Source organism: Actinopolymorpha pittospori (assembly GCF_014873875.1).
GTDB classification, from domain to species: domain Bacteria; phylum Actinomycetota; class Actinomycetes; order Propionibacteriales; family Actinopolymorphaceae; genus Actinopolymorpha; species Actinopolymorpha pittospori.
Window position 1 is genome coordinate 5,294,566 of sequence record NZ_JADBEM010000001.1, and the last position, 15,399, is coordinate 5,309,964.

General features: G+C 70.7%; 11 protein-coding genes. 5 read left to right on the forward strand and 6 right to left on the reverse strand.

Annotation, left to right across the window (positions count from 1 at the left end):
• Positions 1–120 precede the first annotated feature (120 nt).
• Entirely contained in the window at positions 121–2,055 is a 1,935-nt protein-coding gene (locus HEB94_RS24900) for a beta-L-arabinofuranosidase domain-containing protein (RefSeq protein ID WP_192752133.1), read from the forward strand.
• On the opposite strand, the gene HEB94_RS24905 is transcribed toward HEB94_RS24900, so the two are convergent.
• Positions 2,048–3,097: a substrate-binding domain-containing protein gene (locus HEB94_RS24905; protein ID WP_192752134.1), complete on the reverse strand. Its 1,050-nt coding sequence runs from the start codon at positions 3,095–3,097 to the stop codon at positions 2,048–2,050. The genes HEB94_RS24900 and HEB94_RS24905 overlap by 8 nt on opposite strands.
• 268 nt (positions 3,098–3,365) lie before the next feature.
• Between HEB94_RS24905 and HEB94_RS24910 the strand changes: the two genes are divergently transcribed.
• The 4 genes from HEB94_RS24910 (at position 3,366) to HEB94_RS24925 (ending at position 9,302) form a co-directional block, all read left to right on the forward strand.
• Complete coding sequence (locus tag HEB94_RS24910; RefSeq protein WP_337917990.1) at positions 3,366–4,379, forward strand: alcohol dehydrogenase catalytic domain-containing protein; 1,014 nt, start codon at positions 3,366–3,368, stop codon at positions 4,377–4,379.
• A complete protein-coding gene (locus HEB94_RS24915; RefSeq protein ID WP_192752136.1) occupies positions 4,376–5,368 on the forward strand; it encodes a Gfo/Idh/MocA family protein in 993 nt (330 codons plus the stop codon). Before HEB94_RS24910 ends, HEB94_RS24915 begins: the two co-directional genes overlap by 4 nt.
• A gap of 278 nt (positions 5,369–5,646) precedes the next feature.
• Positions 5,647–8,409, forward strand: coding sequence for a helix-turn-helix transcriptional regulator (locus tag HEB94_RS52685; protein ID WP_273378310.1), 2,763 nt, complete (start codon positions 5,647–5,649; stop codon positions 8,407–8,409).
• A gap of 299 nt (positions 8,410–8,708) precedes the next feature.
• Positions 8,709–9,302 carry a SemiSWEET family transporter gene (locus HEB94_RS24925; RefSeq protein ID WP_192752138.1) on the forward strand — a complete coding sequence of 198 codons (594 nt, stop codon included), beginning with the start codon at positions 8,709–8,711 and terminating at the stop codon, positions 9,300–9,302.
• A 27-nt stretch (positions 9,303–9,329) separates the two neighbouring features.
• Here HEB94_RS24925 and HEB94_RS24930 read toward each other — a convergent pair whose 3' ends face one another.
• The 5 genes from HEB94_RS24930 to HEB94_RS24950 all read right to left on the reverse strand — a co-directional run bounded on the left by HEB94_RS24930 (position 9,330) and on the right by HEB94_RS24950 (position 15,261).
• Positions 9,330–10,163, reverse strand: a complete 834-nt coding sequence (locus HEB94_RS24930; protein ID WP_192752139.1) for an alpha/beta fold hydrolase — start codon at positions 10,161–10,163, stop codon at positions 9,330–9,332.
• A 139-nt stretch (positions 10,164–10,302) separates the two neighbouring features.
• A complete protein-coding gene (locus HEB94_RS24935; RefSeq protein ID WP_192752140.1) occupies positions 10,303–11,496 on the reverse strand; it encodes a hypothetical protein in 1,194 nt (397 codons plus the stop codon).
• Positions 11,493–13,748: a xanthine dehydrogenase family protein molybdopterin-binding subunit gene (locus HEB94_RS24940; protein ID WP_192752141.1), complete on the reverse strand. Its 2,256-nt coding sequence runs from the start codon at positions 13,746–13,748 to the stop codon at positions 11,493–11,495. Before HEB94_RS24940 ends, HEB94_RS24935 begins: the two co-directional genes overlap by 4 nt.
• The gene (locus HEB94_RS24945; RefSeq protein WP_192752142.1) at positions 13,745–14,737 is read right to left on the reverse strand and encodes an FAD binding domain-containing protein; all 993 of its coding nucleotides are present in this window, start codon (positions 14,735–14,737) and stop codon (positions 13,745–13,747) included. Before HEB94_RS24945 ends, HEB94_RS24940 begins: the two co-directional genes overlap by 4 nt.
• Positions 14,734–15,261 carry a (2Fe-2S)-binding protein gene (locus tag HEB94_RS24950; protein WP_337917991.1) on the reverse strand — a complete coding sequence of 176 codons (528 nt, stop codon included), beginning with the start codon at positions 15,259–15,261 and terminating at the stop codon, positions 14,734–14,736. The genes HEB94_RS24945 and HEB94_RS24950 overlap by 4 nt, the downstream gene beginning before the upstream one ends.
• Between the last annotated feature and the right edge of the window lie 138 nt (positions 15,262–15,399).

The following is a 15,399-nucleotide window of genomic DNA, read 5'->3' on the forward strand; positions in this document are numbered from 1 at the left end:
CCGGACCGGAGTCGCGTGCGGCAACCTGAGGCAACATGTTGCCGAAACGTCCGGCCCGGTGTCCTGCCCTCTTCGCGGACGACGTGGCCGGACTTCTCACGCCCGCGAGGAGAGTGCTACGTGTCGGTGATCGAGCCCAGCTCCAGCGCTCCGCCCGGTGACGCGGCCCCGGACGTCGATCGCGGCCCGGTCGCTCCCGTCGCGCGGGTGGCCTTCACCCCGTTGCCACCGTCCGCGGTGGAGCTGGTGGGCGGCTTCCTCGGCCGGCTGCAGCAGGCGAACAGCGCGATGTCCGTCCCGCGCGGCGCCGAGCACCTGGAGCGGGAGGGAACCTGGCGCAACTTCGACAACGTGGCGAAGGGCGCGGTCGGTGCCGACTACCACGGGCCGTGCTTCGAGGACGGCGAGGCGTACAAGTGGCTGGAGGCCGTCGCCTGGGACGCGGGCCGCACCAAGAGCCCGACGCTCCTCGACTGGCTCGACACCGCCTCGCGGCGGATCGCGGCCGCCCAGGACGCGGACGGTTACCTGAACACCTTCGTCCAGAGCGGACGCCGCGCCCAGCGCTACGAACAGCTGGCCTGGGACCACGAGATCTTCAACAACGGCGCGCTGATCCAGTCCGCCGTCGCGCGGTTCCGCGCCACCGGACGCAGGGATCTGCTCGAGACCGCGGTCAGAGTCGCCGACCACCTGGACCGCACGTTCGGGCCGGGCAGGCGGGCGGGCACCTGCGGTCATCCGCTGATCGAGATGGCTCTCGTCGAGCTGTACCGGACGACGCTGGAGCGCCGCTACCTCGACCTCGCGCGCTACTTCGTGGACGTCCGCGGGCACGACCTGCTGGACCCGACACATGCCTACGGGGACGCCTACCACAGCGATCGCATCCCCGTCCGCGACACCGTCGTCCCCGAGGGTCATGCGGTGCGAGCCGTCTACCTCGCGGCAGGTGCGACCGATGTCGCGATGGAGACGGGCGACACCGAGTTGCTCGAGCGGCTCCAACTGCAGTGGCAGCACATGGTCGAGCAGAAGATGTACGTCACCGGTGGCCTGGGCAGCAGGTGGGAGGGGGAGGCTTTTGGCGACCCGTACGAACTCCCCGCCGATCGGGCGTACGCGGAGACCTGCGCCGCCATCGCCGGCATGCAGTGGAGCTGGCGGCTGCTCCTCGCCACGGGCGAGGCGAAGTACGCCGACCTCATCGAGCGGCAGCTCTACAACGCCGTGCTGCCAGGTGTCTCGCTGGACGGTGACTCCTACTTCTACGCCAATGCGCTCCAGTTGCGCGCGGGCGCGGTGGCGACGGACTCCCGGATGGCCGCGGCCGGTCGGCAGCACTGGTTCGGGTGTTCGTGCTGCCCCACCAACCTGATGCGGACGATCGCCAGCCTGCACAGCTATCTCGCGTCGTCGACGACGGACGGCCTGCAGCTCCACCTGTTCGCGTCGGCCCGTGTCAACGCGGACCTGACAGCTGGGCGGGTCGCGGTGGCGGTGCGGACCGACTACCCGTGGAGCGGCAACGTCACCGTGGAGATTCTCCAGTCTCCGGCCGGCCCGTGGACGCTCGACCTACGGATCCCCGCCTGGGCCGACGGTGCGACGCTTCGGGTCGCTGACCAGACCGTCGCGGTCGCACCCGGCACGTACGCACACGTGCGTCGGTCCTGGGCCGCCGCCGACAGTGTCGTGCTCGACCTTCCCGTCAAGCCTCGCTTGACGGCCGGGCGGCATCGTTCGGACTCGACCCGTGGCTGCGTGGCGATCGAACGCGGACCGCTCGTCTACGCGGTCGAGCAGATCGACCAGGAGCAGGACGTCGCGGTGGACGACCTGCTGGTGGACCCGAGCGTGCTCGATGAGGAGTACGACGCGGACGTGCTCGGTGGCGTCCCCGTCGTGGTCGCCGGCGCGGTCGTCGCGGGCGAACGCGTGGACGCGGCGACGGTCCGGCATCGCCGCGTTCGCGCGATCCCCTACTTCATGTGGGCGAACCGCGAGCTCGGGCCGATGCGGGTCTGGTTGCCGGCGAGTTCCCCGCTCAGCTAGCCGATCCGGTCGACGCGGGCGGCAGGTCGTCGGTCGAGCCGCGGACGACGAGGTGGCACGGCACGTACTCCTTGCCCGCGCGGGAGTTTCCGCCGATGGCTTCCAGCAGTCGTCGCGCCGCCAGGCGCCCCACCGTGGACAGGCCGAGGTCGACCGAGGTCAGTGGCGGACGGGCACCGCCCGCGATGAACTCCCAGTTGTCGGTGCCGATCAGGGCGACGTCCTCGGGCACTCTGCGGCCGAGTTCGCGCAGGCTGTCACCGACTCCCCGCGCGAGGATGTCGCTACCGCAGTAGATCGCGTCGACCTCGGGGCAGGAGCGCAGCAGGATGTGCGTCGCCTGGCGTCCCCAGGCCTCGGTCCAGTCACCGTAGAGGGGATCGCCGGCAACCTCGAGTCCGGCAGCCCCGAGGGCCTCGGCGAGTCCGGCCGCTCGTCTCCGGGCGGGGTCGAACCACGCGGACCCGGTGATGTGGCCGATCCGGCGCCGACCGAGCCGGATCAGGTGCTCTCCGGCGACCCGGCCGGCCGCTGCGTCGTCGACGACGATGGAGCAGTCGCCTGGATCAGAGGACGGTGTCAGCGCGTACACGACGGGGACACCGGGGCTCACGTCGAGCGGCTCGCGTTCGTTGAAGATGCGACCGGTGACGATGAACCCGTCGACGCGCCGGCCGAGCAGGACGTCGACATAGTGTTTCTCGCGGATGGGGTCGTCCCTGCTGTCGCACATGAACACCGAGATCTTGCCCGCCCCGAGCGCGTCCTCGGCGCCGAGCATGACGGGGACGCTGAAGCGTTCGAAGCTGTCGGTCGTGATCAGGCCGACCGTGTAGCTGCGCCGCTCGAACACGCTCCGGGCCAACGCGTTGGGTCGGAAGTCGATCTCCTGGGCGGCGGCCAGGATCCGATCCCTGGTGGCACGGCTGATCTGGCCGGTGCCGTTGAGCGCCTTCGAGACGGTGCCGGGGGAGACCCCGGCCCTGGCGGCGACGTCGCGAACGGTCGCTCGCCTGGCGGGCGGCTCGGCGCGTCTGGGCACGGGGCGGCCTCCGTCGTCCTGGATGTTTCCGGAAACAGGGTACTCGTCATTGGCCAGCCTTTCGCAGATGTGCAACGAGGATCTTGACGCCCCGGATCGCGTTCTGATTTGTTTGGGACAACGTGTTTCCGATGGTTTCCAGTCGGGTCGCACACCGACGTCGTTCCGTCGAGCGGGTGCCGAGTCCGTGTTGTGCCAAGCCGAAGTCTGCCGAGCCGAAGTCTGCCGAGCCGAAGTTTCTGCCGAGTCGAACGAGAGCGAGGCGGACGTGCCGCCAGAGGGAGTGGTGCCGCGCTTTCGCGGCAACGGAGTCATCGAGTTCGAGCCGCACGTCTACCGTGACCCAGGCGAGGGTGAGGTGCTCCTCGCGATCGGTGCGAACGCGATCTGCGGCAGCGACCGCCACCAGTACGTCAACGGCAGCCCCATCGTGCCGGGGCACGAGGTCGCCGGTGTGGTCGTGGCCGCCGGAAGTGGTACGTCCGTCGCGGTCGGCACGCGGGGCGTGGCCTATCTCATGGACTACTGCGGGGCCTGCCGAAGCTGCGGCGTCGGGGCCACGAACCAGTGCCTGGCCAAGCGAGGCGACGTCGGCCTGACGGTGGACGGTGGGTACGGCCCGTTCGTCCTCACACACGAGACGAACTTCTTCCAGGTCGACGACACCACGACGCTGCCCGAGGCCACGCTGCTGCTCGACGTCATGGGCACCAGCGGGCACGCGCTCCGCCGGGCCGAACGGGTCCGCGACGACATCGAGAGCATCTACATCGCGGGCGCGGGTCCCATCGGTCTTGGCCTGCTGGTGATGGCCCGGATCCGCTACGGCGACGACCTCCCGATCCACGTCAGCGACGTCAGCCCGTGGCGCCTGGAGTTCGCCGAGTCCTTTGGTGTGAGAGCGGTCGACGCCACCGACACGCGAACCATCGAGAATCTCCGACCAGATCTCGCGTTCGACTCCTCCGGCAGAGGTTCGGCACGGCAGTTGGCGATCTCCGCGCTCGGCAAGCGGGGAGCGCTGATCTGCGTCGGGCACGGGGAGGACCTGACGCTGAACGTCTCGCGTGACCTCATCGCGCCCGAACGGGCGGTCCTGGGCAGCGAGTACTTCCGCTACGACGAGATGGCCGAGAACCTGCGGCTCCTCGGCGCCCACCGCGCCCTTCTCGGCCGCGTGATCACGCACGTGCTCCCGGTCGAGGAGTTGCCGGGCGCCTTCGAGTTGTTCCTGTCCGGGAAGACCGGCAAGGTCGTGATCACCCAGGAGCTGGCGACATGACAGAACGCATCCGGGTCGCCGTCGTGGGCGCTGGAGGATGGGGTGCGCAGCACGCCCGCATCTTCGCGGGCCGACCCGACACCGACCTCGTGGGCGTCGTGGGCCGCTCGGTGGAACGTACGGCCGCGCGGGCGAGCCAGTTCGAGACGACGCCCTACACCGACGTCGACCGCATGCTCGAGGAGGCCCGACCGGACCTGGTCTCGGTCTGCCTACCGAACGAGCACCACTTCGACGTCACCCTGCACCTGGTCGAGGCCGGTGTGGACCTGCTCGTCGAGAAGCCGCTGGTGTTCGACCTCGACGAGGCCGACCGGCTCCTCGCGGCCGCCGCGAAGAGCGGTGCCTTCTTCGCGATCAACTTCAACCACCGCTATGCCGAGCCGTTCGTTCGGGCCAAGGCGGCGATCGACGCGGGTCAGCTCGGCGACCTGGTCTTCCTGACCTGGCGCTTCGGCGGTGAGGCGAACGTCGGCGCCTCGCCTCACGCCAACCTCATCGAGACCCAGTGCCACGGCTTCGACCTGCTGGAGCACCTCGGCGGGCCGATCGACTCGGTCATGGCCCAGATGACCAACGCCACGTACGGCGCCTACAGCACGGTGGCGATCGCGCTGACGTTCGCCTCGGGCGCCGTCGGGACGATCCTCGGCAGCTACGACTCCTCCTACAGCTACCCGGGCAGCCAGCTCGTCGAGGTCAACGGAACGCGCGGCCGCGCGGTCATCGACGACACGGTTCGCCGGCTCACCCTGTCCGAAGTGGGCAACGAGGTCCGGACGGTCTGGGAGGCCGGCTACTTCAACGACGAGGCGCGCAGCTTCCACGCCACCTTCGACCGCCATGTCGAGCAGGTGCTCGCCGCGTTCCGCGACGGGAACCCGCCACCGGTACCGGCCGCCGCCGGACGGCGAGCGCTGCAACTCGCCCACGCGGCGATCGCGTCGTTCGAGTCCGGGCGCCGCGTGGCGACGCCGGTCCCTGAGTAGGCCGCTCTCCGCTCGGGCTCCGGTCAGGCTCCGGTTGGGCTCTCGGTCGGCCCGTCCCGGCGGACCACCGTCGTCGCGACGTACCGCTCGTTCGGGACGAATGTGCAGAGGTCCCGTAGACAGTACGGGCGCTGTACCAGCTGGATATTCGGGTCAACCGTGGCAACCGAGGCGCTGGACTCGGCCTGTCACCCTGCCGCCGTGGGCGTGTAACCCTGAGAGGCAGAAAGCCGCTGCTCACATGCGTGCCCGCGATCAGGTTGGGGGAGTGAACCGTGATGCAGACTCTCCTTCGAGGGCGCTCGGCGGAGGTCGACACGGCTCTGCGGGTCCTCAGGGAGACAGCCGCGACAGGTCGGTCCTCGGTCCTCGTCGTCAGCGGTGAGGCCGGGCTCGGCAAGACAGCACTGCTGGAGGCTGTCGTGGAGCAGGCCGAGCGCAGTGGGTTCGCCGCCGGCGTCGGTAAGGCCGAGGAGCTCGACCAGATCTCGCCGATGGCCCCCCTGTTGTTGGCCCTGCGCGGCAGCCGACCACCTCTGCTGAGCGAAAGTGACCTCGCCGACCTGGGGCCGCTCTTCGACCAGCAGTTGTGGTTGGTGGACCGCATCGCGGGGTCCCTGGAGGAGCGGGCCCAAAGCGGTCCGGTGCTGATCGCGGTCGACGACGTCCAGTGGGCGGATCCCCTGACGCTGTTCGCTCTGCGCCTGTTGCCGTCGCGTCTGTCCGGGTCTCCGATCGTCTGGCTGGTCACGGCCCGCTCGGACGCCCCTACGACGAGTACGGAACTCACCGAGGTGGCGCCTCGTGACCTTCCGGTCCAATCGATCGCGCTCGGCCCGTTGGGTCCGACCGCCATGAAGGAGGTGGCCGCCGACCGGTTGGGCAGGCAGCCGGGTCCGAGGTTGCAACGCCTGCTCGGGGGAACGGCCGGAAACCCGTTCCTGGTCACGGAGCTTCTCGAGGGTGTCCTGGGTGAGGAGATGCTCGAGGGCGGCGACGTCTCCCCGAGCGGCTCCGGTATACCCAGCAGGCTGCGCACCGTGCTGCGGCGGCGACTGTCCGGACCGCAGACGAACGTGTGGAGCCTGTTGCAGGTTGGTTCCGTCCTGGGGGGCACGTTCTCCATCGACGACGCGGCCGCCCTACGGCGCGAGCCCGTCACCGACCTTCTACCGGGCCTCGAGGACGCCGTTCGCGAGGGCATGCTGGTCGACGCGGGGCTGCACCTGACCTTCCGGCACGACCTGATCCGAGAGGCCGCCTACGACGACCTGCCGCCCTCGACCCGGCGGGTCCTGCATCGGGCGGCGGCGGTGCACCTGCTCGACACCGGCCGGAGCCCGGTGGACGCGGCGCCCCATCTCCTGGCCGGCGCGGCCGCCGGAGACCGGGAGGCGGCGGACGTACTCCGCCGCGCGGCGGCCGAGGTCGTACCCCGGACGCCGACCACCGCGGTCAGCCTCATCACCCATGCGTACAACCTGTTGCCCCAGGGTGACCCGCTCAGGCTGGAGGTCGGTCAGGACGTCGTCGAGACCTTCGTGCGGGCGCGGCGTGTCCAGGACGCGATCTACGCCGCGGACGAACTCCTCCAAACCTCACCGGACACCGAGACGGTCGCACGCATCCACGCCCGGCTCGCTCGACCTCTGTGGGACCTCGGCCTGGACGATCAGCTGCTTGGCCGGGTGACGGAGGCGCTGGAACTCGACGGCATCTCGGCCCCGGTGCGGGCGCGGCTGGTGGCGCAGCGCGCGTTGGCCCTGGCACGGACCATCGACCCCGAGGCCGCCACGAGGGCCGGCGGGGTGGCGCTCGCCGAGGCCGACCAGGTGGGCGACCAGGACGCCAGGACGATCGCGCTCCGGGCGCTCGGTCATGCCGCGGCCACCGACGGCTGGTACGCGCGAGCGCTGGAGTGCTTTCGGCAGGTTCGCGAGATTCACGGCGGGCCCGCCCAGGCGGGTGAACTCGTCGCGCTGGCCTCGCTGGACCGCTACGACGAGGCGTCTTCGGGACTCGCCCAGTCCAGGCGAGAGGCCGAGGAGCACGGCGGAACGTGGGAGGTGCCGGCGTTCGGGTGGCTGGAGGCCGCCATCGAGCTCGCCGCGGGCCGGCTGGAGGAGGCGGAGGCGGGTTCCCTCACGATCGTGCGGCTCGCGGAGGATCTCCAGGAGTACGGCTACCGAGTCCAGGCGTACTCCCTGCTGGGCCGGATCGCCCAGCTGCGCGGCGATCTTCGCCAGGCGGGGGAGTACCTCAACGAGGCCAGCCGGTGGACGAGATCCGAGGTGCGGCTCGCCTCCGCCCAGGGGGCGTTGGCGCGGGCGCAGTTGCTGGACGCCGAGGGAGACTCCGCGGCCGGCGCGCGTCTCCTCGGTTCGGCCGTCGACTCACCCGCCGCGCTCGCCCGTCACACCGACGCGGGCTACGCGGAGTTGCCGGCCGTCGTACGGATCGCACTTCGCGGGCAGGACACCGACCTCGCGGAGCGGGCCGCCCGACTTGCCCAGCTGTATGCCGATCGCAACCCGGACGTCGCGACCGCCGTCGGGGCCGCCTCGCACGCCCGGGCGTTGCTCGATGACGATGCCGAAGTGCTCGGTGAGGCGGTCGCCGCCCTCCGGACGAGTCCCCGGCTGCTCAGCCGTGCCTCGGCGGCCGAGGACTACGGCCGGGTGCTGGTCGCACACCAGCGCCGCGAGGAGGGGATCGCGGAGCTGGACCGGGTCTGGGACCTCTATGCCGCCATCGGCGCCATCGGAGAGGCTCGCCGGGTGCAGCGTCGCCTCCAGGCGGCCGGCGCGCGGCGGCGCCGCTGGATGGCGACCACGCGCCGTCCACGTTCCGGGTGGGCCGCACTCACCGACACCGAACGGCGGGTCGCCCAGCTCGTGGCGGAAGGTCGAACCAACCGGGCGGCGGCGGAGACGTTGTTCCTGTCCCCGAACACCGTGGGGACCCACCTGCGGTCGATCTTCGCCAAGCTTGGCGTCAACTCCAGGGTCCAGCTGACCCGGGTGGTCCTGGACCACAGATGACGGACATACCGGTGCGGACGGGGCTCCCGCCGGGGCGTTGGCCGGGGCGTCTCACCTGAACAGGTGAGGTACCTGCACGGTTGGTGGTTCGACGGGGACGAGTGGCCTCACTCATTTGGTCCGAATCCGTGATTCATGCGAGCGCGACTTCGCGCTTCTCTGGCACTGCACGGAGAAAGTCCCGCGAGCGGCGGGACTTTCAGCCCCCTGGCACCAAGACCAGACTGCCCGCCATCCGCCCGCTGCCGGCCCAGTCCGCACCTGGGACCGACGCTGCCCGACGACGAAGGCATAACCACGTGATCGTAACTGTCCTCAGCGCCCTGGCGACCTGCATCGGTATGACACAGGCCTGCGCTCTGCTCGACCAGACCCGGAAACTGCGCCGTGCCGGTAGCGCGCAGGAGGTCTCCGTCATGTTTCTCCTGGCCTCGCTGATCGGCAACGTGATCTGGTTCGCCTACGGCACCCTCCGGGTCGACCCCGCGCTTCTGGTCGTCAACAGTGCCGGCCTGATCGGCGGCGGGGCCACTCTCATCACGGCGGTCCGACTCCGCCGCCGGTCTCGTCTCGCGGCACCCGCCACGGGGCCGAGTTCGCCCCAGCACCGGGTTGATGTGGGTCGTCGCACCCTGTCACGCCGGGACGTCCTGGAGCCCAGCGGGAGCCGCAACGTGCTGGAGAGCCAGCGCCGTACCTGCCGCATGGCCGCTGGTCAGCTGCCCGCGGCGCGGTTCCAGAACGCCCCGACCGCCCGGGCCACCGCGCGGGCCTGGGCGGCGCAGGCAGGCTCGGGAGCGACGCCTAGGACACCCGCGCGTGGAGCCGCGCCCGCGACGCGGGACGCCCGCCCGCGGATGCGGCGGACGTGCACCACGGCTCCAGCGCGCTGAGGTGTCACCTGGTCGCGACGTCCAGCCTCACTTGCCGAGGAACGACAGCAGTGCCTCGTTGACCTCATCGGCGTAGGTCCAGCACAGGCCGTGGTCGGCACCGTCGATCACGACGTACTCGCTCCCGGCGATGGCCTCGTGGGTCGGCCGTCCACACGCCTCGATGGGCAGGATGCGGTCGGCGCTGCCGTGGACGACGAGCACCGGAATGTCGATCTTCGGCAGGTCGTCCCGGAAGTCGGTGTGCCAGGTGGCGACGCAGGCGATCGTCCCGATGGCCGAGGCGCCGGCCGCGGAGTTCCACGCGTCGCGGACGGTCTCCTCGCTGATCCTGCTCCCGAGGGTCTGGTCGAGGTTGAAGAAGTTCTTGTTCCACTCGGTGAAGTAGGCGAACCGGTCCGCGGTGAGGCCCGCCGCGATCTGGTCGAAGATCTCCTGCGGAACACCGTTGGGGGTCTCCGGCGTGTTGAGGAGGAACGGCGGAACGCCGGAGATGATGGCCGCCCGGCGCACCCGTGCCGACCCGTAGGTGCCGAGGTAGCGGACGATCTCGCCGCCGCCCATGGAGTGGCCCGCGAGGTCGAAGTCATGCAGGTCGAGGGCCTCGACGAGCTTGGCGAGGTCGGCCGCGAACGTGTCGTAGTCGTACCCGACGCTCGGCTGGCTGGACTTGCCGAAACCGCGACGGTCGTAGGTGATGACCCGGTAGCCGGCGGCGAGCAGGGCCCGCTCCTGCCGTTCCCAGGCCCGTCCGCTCAGCGGGAACCCGTGGATCAGGACGATCGGCCGACCGGTGCCGTGGTCCTCGTAGTAGATGTTGATATCGGCAGAGTTCTCCTGGCCGACCTTGACGTAGGGCATGTCGTTCCTTCCATGCTTGTGGCGCGTAGGAATGCGCTGCAACGGGCGGATGGCCGCTGCGACCTGACTACCGAACCGGACGCTAGTACGTCACTTCGCGGGCCTCCGCAACAGGTCCCGCCGAATTGGCCGTTTCCGGTCAGTTGGCCCCCTCCTCGCCGGCAACGTCGCGGTGCGGCGTGACCGGCCAGCGTCGTCCGATTCCGACGTGCAGGATGATCGAGGTCGCCAACGCGTTGAGTGACGCGTGCTCCACCCACTCCTGCGCGTGGGGCGGCCGGACACCGACCGCGTCGACAGCCGCGCCGAGAGCGACCGCCAGTACCACGGCGAGTGCGAGTGTCAGGACCAGGAGTGTGGCGCGTTCGCCGCGCGGGCCGAGGCGGCCGTGCAGCCAGTCCTCGAAGAGCATCCCGAACAGCAGCCCGGCGGCGACGAAGCAGCCGGCGAGGGCCGCGACCCGCGTGGAGTCGAGCCCCAGCAGGTCGCACGCCGCGACGTAGCTGAGGATTCCGCCCGCGATCATGACCACGTGCGCCCAGCTCAACCGCCACACCCGGGCCCGGATCCGGGAGAACGGCCAGCCGCGCCAGACGACGTAGAAGAGCACCTGCCAGACGCCGATCAGCACGAGCGCGGCGCCGGCGTCACCGCCGGATATCGGTCCGTCCCGTGCGATCACGTCCGAGCCGGCCAGGGGCTCCACCGCCACCAGCGTGAACGAGACCACCAGTGCGACGGCCCACGAGATCGCCACCGCCAGGAGACCGGCAGGCAGCCGAAGCAGCCGGCGCAGCGGCCAGCCCTCGCCGACGAGGGTGAACTGCAGCATGGCGACGAACGCCGTACCGGCGACCGGCATGGTCGCCGGGAAGGTGGGCACGTGGCCGGGCCCGGGTGAGGGGTCGAAGATGCCCACCGGGTCGAGGCGGCCGGCCAGAGCCTGGCCGATCCCCGTCAGGACGATCGCCCCGACGGCGATCAGGGCCGTGTCAGCCCACCCGGACCAGCTCGCCCGAAGCCGGGTGCCCGGCCAGTCCTCCCACCAGAACGCGAGCATCGCGACGAGGGGGAGTGAGTACGTGATGAGCGGTCCGAGTACGAGGGTCGAGCCTTCGCCGCCGGCGCCGACCGCGAGCACCGCCGCGACCGGAACGACGAGCAGCAACCCGAGCAGGCCGACGCCTGGCTGCCTGGAGGACCACGCGTGCCCGGCACCAACCGTGGAGCGGTGCCGTCGTTCGTGGGGGAGGGAGATCGGCGGTCGTTCGGACAGCCCGGCTCGCCGGTCACGCCCGGTGGGACCGGTCGTGGCCGGGTCGACGCGCGTCATTCCGGTACGACAGAGGGCGCCGGGTCCATGATCAGCTCCGGAGCCATCGGCAGCCTCCGGATCCGTCGGCCGGTCGCGTGGAAGACGGCGTTGGCGATGGCGGCGGCGACACCGACCTGGCCGATCTCCCCCACGCCCTTCGCGCCGAGCGCACCGATCACGTCGTCGTCCACCTCGACGAAGTCGACGGTGACGTCGGGGGCGTCGGCGTTGACCGGCACGAGGTACTCGGCCAGGTTCGTCTCCGCCCAGCGGCCGTGTCGCGGGTCCATGTGGTTGCCCTCGAGGAGGGCCTGGCTCATACCCCAGAGCATGCCGCCCATCAGCTGGCTGCGGGCGAGGAGCGGGTTGAGCACCCGCCCGGGCGCGAACGCGCCGTTCAGCCGGCGGACGCGTACCAGCCCGAGTTCGGGGTCGACGGCGACCTCGGCGAACTGCGCGCCGAAGCACAGCAGACCGTGTGGCGTGTCGAGCGGTGGTGGGCGCCACGTGCCCGTTGCCTCCGCGTCCGACATGTGGTTGCGCGCGAGCAGTTCGCGGTAGGTGTCGGCCACGCCGGAGCGTTCGGAGGAGCTGAGGCGACCGTCCGCGACGGTCACCGACGCCGTACTGACGCCGTGCAGCGGCGATCCCTCGTCGCCGACCGCCAACCCGACAAGCTGTTCGCGCAACGCGGTGCCGGCGACGTGCACGGCGGAGCTGACCATCGCCGAACCCATCGAACCCACCGCCGCCGAACTGTTGGGCAGGTCGGTGTCGCCGGCCTCGAACTCCATGTCGTGCAGCGCGACGCCGAGCGCGTCCGCGCCGACCTCGGTGGCCATCGTCAGCACGCCGGTGCCGAACTCCTGCGTGGAGGTCGACACCGTCGCGCTGCCGTCAGCGAGGATGCGCGTCCGGGCGCGCTGCGGCGGCATGAAGAACGCCACCGGGTACGCCGCGGCCGCCATTCCGGTGCCGATCAGCCAGTCGCCGTCGCGGGTCGAACGCGGCGTCGGGTCCCGATCGGCCCAGCCGAATCGTTCGGCGCCGAGGCGAAGACACTCCGCCAGCCCGTCGCTGGACCAGGGATGGCCGTAGGGGTCGTGCGGTGCGCGGTTGCGCAGCCGCAACTCGACCGGGTCGACCCGCAGCAGACAGGCGAGCTCGTCCATCACGGTCTCGAGCGTGTAGACGCCGAGGGTCTCGCCCGGTCCGCGGGTGAACGTCGGCGTCATCGTGTTGCCCTTGATGAGGCGGTGCACGCCCAGGAAGTTGTCGCAGGCGTAGAGCTGGGAGGAGACGCCGGTCGCGGGCTCGGCCCAGTCGTCGAAGGGCGAGGTGATCGAGAGCTTCTCGTGCCGGATGGCGGTCAGCCGCCCCTCGTGGGTGACGCCGATCGCCATCCGCTGCTCCTGCTCCTCCCGGTGTCCGGTGGAGGTGAACATCTGCGGCCGGGTGAGCATCAGCTTCACCGGTCGGTCGACGTGGCGCGCGGCCATCGCGGTGAGCGTCACGTGCGGCCAGACCATCGCCTTGGAGCCGAACCCGCCGCCGACGAAGTGCGTGCGGACGCGGACGTGGGAGATGGGCAGCCCGAGGTACGCGGCCACGGTCTGCTGGGTGGCCCGGATTCCCATCGTCGAGTCGTACAGCATCAGCTTCCCGCCCTCCCACACGGCGACCGTCGACGGAGCCTCCAGCGCGTTGTGGTGGTTGGCCGCCATCTGGAAGGTGGCGTGGATCCGCACGTCCGCCCGCGCCAGACCGGCCTCGACGTCGCCACGCTCGTTGCGCCCGGGCATCAGTCCGCCGAAGAGGCGCTCCGCGTCGTAGGCCTGCTCGCGGCCCTGGTCGATCGTGGTGACCGCCGGGGTGGGTTCGTAGGAGACGCGCACCAGCGAGGCCGCGTACTGCGCCTGCTCGTACTCCTCGGCGACGACGAGGGCCACCGGCTGGCCCGCGTAGTGGACCACGTCGTCCTGCATCGGGAAGAAGGTCTCGCCGGGCGCGGCACCGCCCAGGAGCGACGGCAACAGCGGCGGCTGTACGGCGACCTTCGGCAACTCGTCGTGGGTGAGCACGGCCAGCACGCCCCGCGCGGACCGGGCGGCCTCGACGTCGATCGCGCTCACCCGGCCACTGGCGATCGTCGCCCCGACGAGCACCAGATAGGCCATGTCTGGTTGGGGAATCTCCGCTGAGTACCGGGCGGCTCCGGTGACCTTGGCCGGACCGTCCACCCGCGTCACCGGCGTACCGACGGCGGTCATGGCCGCCCTCCCCTCAGGCTGGCGGTCAGGCCCCGGACGAGTGCGCGCCGCGCGAACTCGACCTTGAAGGCGTTGTGTTCGCGGACGACCGCGGTCTCGAACTCGGCGGCGGCGGCGCGCCGGAACGACTCCTCCTCCGCCGGGGCTCCGACCAGCGCGGCCTCGGCGCGGCGGGCCCGCCACGGCTTCGTGCCGACGCCGCCCAGGGCGAGGCGCACACCGGTCACGGTGCCGTCGTCCACCTCGATCGCCGCCGCGACCGACACGAGCGCGAACTCATACGACTGCCGGTCGCGGAACTTGAGGTAGATCGAGCGGCGACCGATCGGCGCGCCGGGAACGTCGATGCCGACGATCAGCTCGCCGTGGGCGATCGGATGCTCGACCTCGGGTGTCTCGCCGGGGAGCAGGAAGAAGTCGTCGAAGGCGATCGCCCGCTCGCCGTCAGGACCCACCGTCTGGACAACGGCGTCGAACGCCACGAGCGCGACCGCGACGTCAGAGGGATGGGTGGCGATGCAGTGCTCGCTGGTGCCGAGGATCGCGTGACCTCGGTTCAGCCCCTCCAGGGCCGAGCAACCCGAACCCGGCTCACGTTTGTTGCACGGTGAGACGCCGTCGCGTAGGTAGGCGCAGCGGGTGCGCTGGCGAAGGTTGCCTCCAAGCGATGCCATGTTGCGGAGCTGCTCGGAGGCGCCCAGCAGCAACGCCCGGGAGATCGCCGGGAACTCTCGGACCACACTCGGCGTGCGCGCGATGTCGCTCATGCGGGCGAGTGCGCCGATGTGCAGGCCGCCGTCGGGACGTTCCTCGACGTCGGTCAGCGGGAGGTCGTTGATGTCGATGAGGTGGTCCGAACGTGAGATGCCGGCGCGGATCAGGTCGACCTCGGTCGTCCCACCGGCGAGGAAGGCACTCGTGGGACTCGTCGCCGCCAGCGCGACGGCGTCCTCGACGTCGGCCGCCCGGCTGTAGGTCAGCGGCCTCACACGCCACCGCCCGCACCGTCGCGGACGTGCCGGATCGCGGCCCGGATGTTCGGATAGGCCGCGCAGCGGCAGATGTTGCCGCTCATGAACTCACTGATGTCCTCGTCGCTTTCGGCGTTGCCTTCCTCGATGAGCTTGACGGCGGACATGATCTGTCCCGGCGTGCAGTAGCCGCACTGGAACGCGTCGTGCTCGATGAACGCGCGCTGCATCGGGTGCAGCTCCTCGCCGTCCGCGAGCCCCTCGATGGTGACGATCTCGTGGCCGGACGCGGCGATCGCCAGGGTGAGGCAGGCGAGGACCCGGCGGCCGTCGACCCACACCGTGCAGGCGCCACACGTGCCCTGGTCGCAACCCTTCTTGCTGCCGGTGAGGTCGAGGTGCTCACGCAGCGCGTCGAGCAGGCTGACGCGCGGCTCGAGATCGACCTCGTGGTGGCTGCCGTTGACGTCGAGCGGCACCGGCACCTTCGCCGGTCCTCGAACGCGGACTCGGGCATTGCTGCGCGGCTCGGCGACAGTCACGGTCGATTGCTCCTTGACTCGATCGGCACGACCCTCAGCGTGCGCATGCTCGAACGCGCATGTCCAAGACCTTTGTCGCGCCGATCGATTCCCGTACGGCATGGACCCTCGTCCCGCGGGGACAGGGATTCCTGCGTC

Bases quoted from the DNA above. Each gene is read 5' to 3' on its own strand.
- HEB94_RS24915 (WP_192752136.1), top strand. From the start codon at position 4,376: ATGACAGAACGCATCCGGGTCGCCGTCGTGGGCGCTGGAGGATGGGGT.
- HEB94_RS52685 (WP_273378310.1), top strand. From the start codon at position 5,647: ATGCAGACTCTCCTTCGAGGGCGCTCGGCGGAGGTCGACACGGCTCTG.
- HEB94_RS24930 (WP_192752139.1), bottom strand. From the start codon at position 10,163: ATGCCCTACGTCAAGGTCGGCCAGGAGAACTCTGCCGATATCAACATC.
- HEB94_RS24935 (WP_192752140.1), bottom strand. From the start codon at position 11,496: ATGACGCGCGTCGACCCGGCCACGACCGGTCCCACCGGGCGTGACCGG.
- HEB94_RS24940 (WP_192752141.1), bottom strand. From the start codon at position 13,748: ATGACCGCCGTCGGTACGCCGGTGACGCGGGTGGACGGTCCGGCCAAG.